General features: G+C 44.5%; 7 protein-coding genes. 2 read left to right on the top strand and 5 right to left on the bottom strand.

Annotation, left to right across the window (positions count from 1 at the left end):
- Positions 1 to 498: MsnO8 family LLM class oxidoreductase (locus L691_RS0116510; RefSeq protein WP_025691545.1), on the top strand; the 498-nt coding region annotated here is incomplete at its 5' end.
- Between the two features lie 72 nt (positions 499 to 570).
- On the top strand, positions 571 to 1803 hold the full coding sequence (gene pepT, locus L691_RS0116505) for a peptidase T (RefSeq protein ID WP_025691544.1): 1233 nt from the start codon (positions 571 to 573) through the stop codon (positions 1801 to 1803).
- A 99-nt stretch (positions 1804 to 1902) separates the two neighbouring features.
- Here pepT and L691_RS0116500 read toward each other — a convergent pair whose 3' ends face one another.
- The 5 genes from L691_RS0116500 to L691_RS0116480 all read right to left on the bottom strand — a co-directional run.
- Positions 1903 to 2283 carry a winged helix-turn-helix transcriptional regulator gene (locus L691_RS0116500; RefSeq protein WP_025691543.1) on the bottom strand — a complete coding sequence of 127 codons (381 nt, stop codon included), beginning with the start codon at positions 2281 to 2283 and terminating at the stop codon, positions 1903 to 1905.
- A gap of 88 nt (positions 2284 to 2371) precedes the next feature.
- Complete coding sequence (locus L691_RS31400) at positions 2372 to 2542, bottom strand: aspartyl-phosphate phosphatase Spo0E family protein (protein WP_084654212.1); 171 nt, start codon at positions 2540 to 2542, stop codon at positions 2372 to 2374.
- A gap of 121 nt (positions 2543 to 2663) precedes the next feature.
- Complete coding sequence (locus L691_RS0116490) at positions 2664 to 3260, bottom strand: response regulator transcription factor (protein WP_025691542.1); 597 nt, start codon at positions 3258 to 3260, stop codon at positions 2664 to 2666.
- A 24-nt stretch (positions 3261 to 3284) separates the two neighbouring features.
- Positions 3285 to 4667: a sensor histidine kinase gene (locus L691_RS0116485; protein WP_025691541.1), complete on the bottom strand. Its 1383-nt coding sequence runs from the start codon at positions 4665 to 4667 to the stop codon at positions 3285 to 3287.
- Positions 4668 to 4740: 73 nt separating this feature from the next.
- The coding region (locus tag L691_RS0116480) for an HAD-IA family hydrolase (RefSeq protein ID WP_025691540.1) at positions 4741 to 5293 on the bottom strand (553 nt) is incomplete at its 5' end.

The raw sequence follows: 5293 nt of genomic DNA, 5'->3' as shown, positions 1-5293 counted from the left end.
CTGCTCGGCTCCAGCGGCTTCAGCGCAAGGCTGGCCGGCCAGCTCGGCCTTCCCTTCGCCTTTGCCAGCCACTTCGCGCCCGACTATCTGCTGCCCGCGCTTCATCTGTACCGCACCAGCTTCCGGCCCTCCGGGGTGCTGGACAAACCGTATGCTATGGTCGGACTCAGCGCTGTTGCGGCGGATACGACTGAAGAAGCCCGGCGGCTCGCAACCTCCTCACAGCAGCAGGCGCTCAGCCTTGTCCGCGGCCGTCCCGGCAAGCTGAAGCCTCCAGTGGACAGCATGGAAGAGCTGTGGAGTCCGCAAGAGCAGGCCCTTGTCCTTGGCAGACAGCAGTACGCTGTCATCGGCGATAAAGCCGCTGTTCGGGAGCGGATGCAGCAGATCCTGGAGGAGACGCAGGCTGACGAATGGATTGTAACCTCACAGATTTACGATCATGCCGCCCGTTTGCGTTCCTATGAAATTCTTGCCGAAGCCCTCTGCACGAAATGACCTGAATAGGGTTTCCCTGCCGGACATGATAATATATAGAGCAGCCACCAAGATACAGGGGAGATGAACAGCATGAAGCAAGAGGTTATGGAACGCTTTATTTCATACGCCCGCATGGATACGCAGTCGGATGACGCCAGCGAGACCTGTCCTTCAACTCCGGGACAATCGGTACTGGCACGGAAGCTTGCGGAAGAGCTAGCCGAAATCGGCATGGAGGAAATTACGGTCGATGAGCACAGCTATGTGTTCGCCTCGCTTCCGTCCAACAGCACCAAAGACGTTCCCGTCATCGGATTTCTCGCCCATTTGGACACCGCTACCGATATGTCAGGCGCAGGCGTGCGTCCGCAAATTGTGGAATCCTATGACGGCGGCGATATCGTGCTGAACAAAGCGCTGAATGTCGTCCTTTCGCCGGAGAACTTTCCGGAGCTCAGCGGATATAAGGGGCAGACTCTGATTACGACTGATGGTACCACTCTGCTTGGCGCGGATGACAAAGCCGGCATTGCCGAAATCATGACAGCCATGCATTTTTTGAAGCAGCACCCGGAAATCAAGCACGGCAAAATCCGGGTCGCCTTCACTCCTGACGAGGAGATCGGACGCGGCGCGCATAAATTCGATGTGGCCGCCTTCGGCGCAAAGTTCGCCTACACCATGGACGGAGGACCACGCGGAGAACTGGAGTATGAGAGCTTCAATGCGGCGACGGCACGGATTACCTTTCACGGTGTCAACGTCCATCCCGGAACGGCCAAGGGAAAGATGATCAACTCCGCCAAAATCGCCATGGCTTTCCACGAACGGCTGCCCGCCGGGGAATCGCCGGAGTTCACGGAAGGCAAAGAGGGCTACTACCATCTAACGTCATTCCAGGGTACTGTGGAAATCAGCCGGCTGAATTATAATATCCGGGACTTTGACCGGGAACGGTTCGAGGAACGGAAGGCGTTTATCCAGACATTGACCGATGAATTCAGACAGACTTACGGGGAAAACAGCATCGTGCTGGAGCTCAATGACCAATATTACAATATGCGCGAAAAAATCGAGCCCGTACGCCATATCGTCGATATCGCCCATAAGGCAATGACGAATCTTGGCATTACGCCGATTGTCCATCCGATCCGCGGCGGCACCGACGGCTCCCAGCTATCCTACATGGGGCTGCCTACGCCGAATATTTTTGCCGGCGGGGAGAACTTCCACGGAAAGTTCGAGTATATTTCAGCCGATACGATGGTCAAGGCGACCGAAGTGATCATCGAGATTGCCAAGCTGTTCGAGCAGCAGGCCTGATCCCTCTCGCGCCACATGCAAGAAGCCTCCAAGCCCTGGCTGAAATGCCAAGCAAGGAGGCTTCTTTATGCGTAATAGACGGTTGCTCAGACGGTTGCTTTAAGCCTCTTCCTCATCCGGTCGTCCGTCTTTCCAAATGACATTTTCCCCGTAGTTCTTGCCCCAATCGTACATCATGCGCAGGACTGGCATCAGACTTTGGCCATATTCCGTCAAAGAGTATTCTACTCTCGGAGGGACCTCCGCATACACTTTGCGCAGCACAAGCCGATCCTCCTCCAGCTCCCGGAGCTGGTTCGTCAGCATCTTTTGCGTGATGTGGGGAATGAGCTTCTTCAGCTCGCTGAACCGTTTCGTGCCGTCCAGGCCGAGATGCCATAGAATAATCAGCTTCCACTTTCCGCCGATGACGGCCAGAGTCAGCTCTTTTTCACAGTTAATTTCCTTAAGATTGATCCGGTCCTTGATCTCCGTCGCCATGTTTTCAGCCTCCTCTTGTAGATATCATACTACAAAAAAGAAACGCATGCCGCCCCGAAAGAGAGCAAGTTCCGTGAGGACCACGCGTTCATGCAGTCGGCCCATTTTGTTGATGTACTTTCCGGCGCCAATAAGTATTCAATAGCTTATCTAATTCTATAGATTTATTAACCGTCCGTTGATCCTTAATCCCGTACACTTTTGCAAATAGATGGAGCACAACTCTCTTTTGTTCGATCATTTGTTCCAGCTCTTTCAAGTTGACCGCCTCCAAGTTCGATTAGACGGTTGAAAGCCGAATAATTCAGAATGTCATTTGGTATTATTTTCTATTATTATCCAATTGCTCGCAAAAAGGGAGGTCCAAATTTATGGTCCCCCTAAAAATTAATGCCTTGCTCCTTAAGCTTATCTTTTACGAATCGAATTTGTTTTTTAATTGTGCTAATGGACTTATGGAGCTGTCCCGCAATCTGGGTCTTATTAAGACCTCTTGATTTTAGATCGTATACTTGCCGTTCCGATGGGGTAAGAACTTTACTCAGCCTGATTTCCTTCAAATATTCGTTCCTTAAAACCTCAGAGCCGTCAGGATGAATATAGATTTGGTTCATATGCGCATCCCGAATGGCACGTAATATGTCAAAGAGACTACTTTTATTTATAAAATTTACGGCTCCGCTTTTAAAAGACTGGGCTATGACTTCTTGCTCTTTTATCGCAGTTAACGCTATGACCTTATGGCCCGCTTGACTTAGAACTCTAATTGCCATTAGACCGTCTAAATTCGCCCTGGATAAATTTATATCCATTAATATGACATCAAAATCAAGAGACTTTGCTGCTTCAACAGCATCGGGCCCATTATCAATAATCCGTACGACCTCGATATCATTTTCTTTATTAATGTACTTTGAAATATTCGTTTGCCAGAAAGGTTCATCCTCAACTAAAATTACTCTGATCTTATTTTCCATAATTCAACATCCCTTTCGAGAGTTTTATGCAGACGTCACAATTCTCTTTTTGGGGAAGTGAAGGACGACGGAAGTTCCTATACCTTCATCACTGGTAATTGTAATTGTCCCTTGATGGGCTTTCATAACGTTGTAACAGAAGCTCAGCCCTAAACCATGATTTTTTGAATTTTTTTTGGTGGAAAAAAAGGGCTCCATGATCCTGGTTAGTTCTCCGTTTGGAATACCTATCCCACTATCCTCAATTTCAAGCGCGATTTCTGTTTTAATACGGTATAATTTCACCTTAACAAGCCTCTGATCACCTGGGTTAATAGCTTCAATGGCATTATTAAGAATGTTTTTAATAACCTCGCCTAAAAGTACATCGTCACACTCCATTTCGACATCTTCTAAAAGGCTGACTTCGATTTGTATTTGTTGTGCTTTAATAACACCTTCAAACCCCTGAACAGAGGATAATATGATGTCATTTAAATTGTGACGGTCTTCTCTAAGAATAATTTCTTCGGTTTTGGATTTTATTCGCTCAATCATGTGGTCGATATGCTCAATGGCTGGCAATGCCGACTCAATAGCTTCCTTTGCTTCTATAAGATCTTTCTTCTCAACGGCCTCCTGAGCGATAAGGAAAAAAAACTTGATTTTGTGAATTTCGTTTTTAATCGTGTGGTTAAGTACAGCCGTACCGGAACTCATGATTTGAAGAGATCGATCAAGAGCCTGCTGCTCCACTTTCACTTTTAATCCAAAGACTCCGGATAGAAAAATATAGATAACAAACAGCAAATAACCTACTCCAAAAATGACTGGAAGGGTCATGAGGAATATTTCATTTTTTATTTTAAAAGCACCAGGAATATTATTGAAAATATAGACACCTAAATAGATCGGGACAACAATAACAAGTGCATTGAACTTGCTTTTTTTAATTGCTTGATTTTTTTCTGTAAACCATGATCTAAAAATTAGATAAGTGGCTACAAAATAGTAAGGAGTACACCAAATAAGCAAGAACATAAAATTAAGATTCGTCTCAGGATAAAATTTTGTTCTGAAAATCATTAGAACTATTGGTATAAACAATACAAGTGCTAATCTATTTTTATTTTTTGAATGGGTTACTTTTGTAAACACAATAGCATACATTAAAACTGCATACGGTGCTATAGATTGTCCCAAGAACTGGAAATATATAGAGAGTTCGTGTAAGAAGAAAATCACGGTTTCTTGGATTCCATTGTTTTTAAATGCAGGTATCGTATTGTTTCTAAGAACATTTGATAATGCCCCTATTGAAGCACAGTAATTACAAAGTGCCAGCCATCGAATAGATTCGTTTTCTTTAGAGTGAATGATAAGAAGTACGGTACCTATGATGAAACTGAAAAAGAAAATGAAAGACATCCCTTATTCTCCTTCTAGGAAACTGATTCAGGTCTCGTGGGTAGTTATAAACATTACCTCTTTAAGTAGTAATTCACCTCTTTATGATTTCATAAATTTCTTGAGGACTATTTACTATTGCTTTGAAGGGTCCTTTAACTAATAATTCAGCGGAATCAAACCCCCAAGTTACGCCAATAAAAGGAACATCTATTTTTTTACAAGCCTCTACATCTCGCAATTCGTCGCCGATATACAAAACTTGATCTTTCGGAAGATTGTAATGATTAATTAACTTTTTAATGGCCTTATCCTTCCCAAAAAGATTGCTGGCTACAAAAACATAATCAAAGATTTGGATTTGATTGGCTGCCAGGAAATGATTGATATTATCCTCCGTATTTGAAGATAGAATCCCTAACTGATACCCTTGATTTTTCAGTCCATATAACAAGTCAGAAGCTCCATCTACCAAGTCTAGTCCAATTACGTAATCACGATATAATTGTTTCATTTCTCTAACAAGCATAGGGAATTTGAGGATAGGGACATTTAATTTTTGAATTCGCTCCATAATAGAAAGCTTTGATAATTCCTCTACGTCTTTTTGTTTCATTTTCTGATAACCATACTTGTCTGAAAGCTCG

Origin of the sequence: Paenibacillus zanthoxyli JH29 (assembly GCF_000520715.1) — a bacterium.
GTDB lineage: Bacteria > Bacillota > Bacilli > Paenibacillales > Paenibacillaceae > Paenibacillus_AQ > Paenibacillus_AQ zanthoxyli.
The sequence above is the reverse complement of the archived record's forward strand: the minus strand, read 5'-3'. Positions and strand labels throughout refer to the sequence as shown.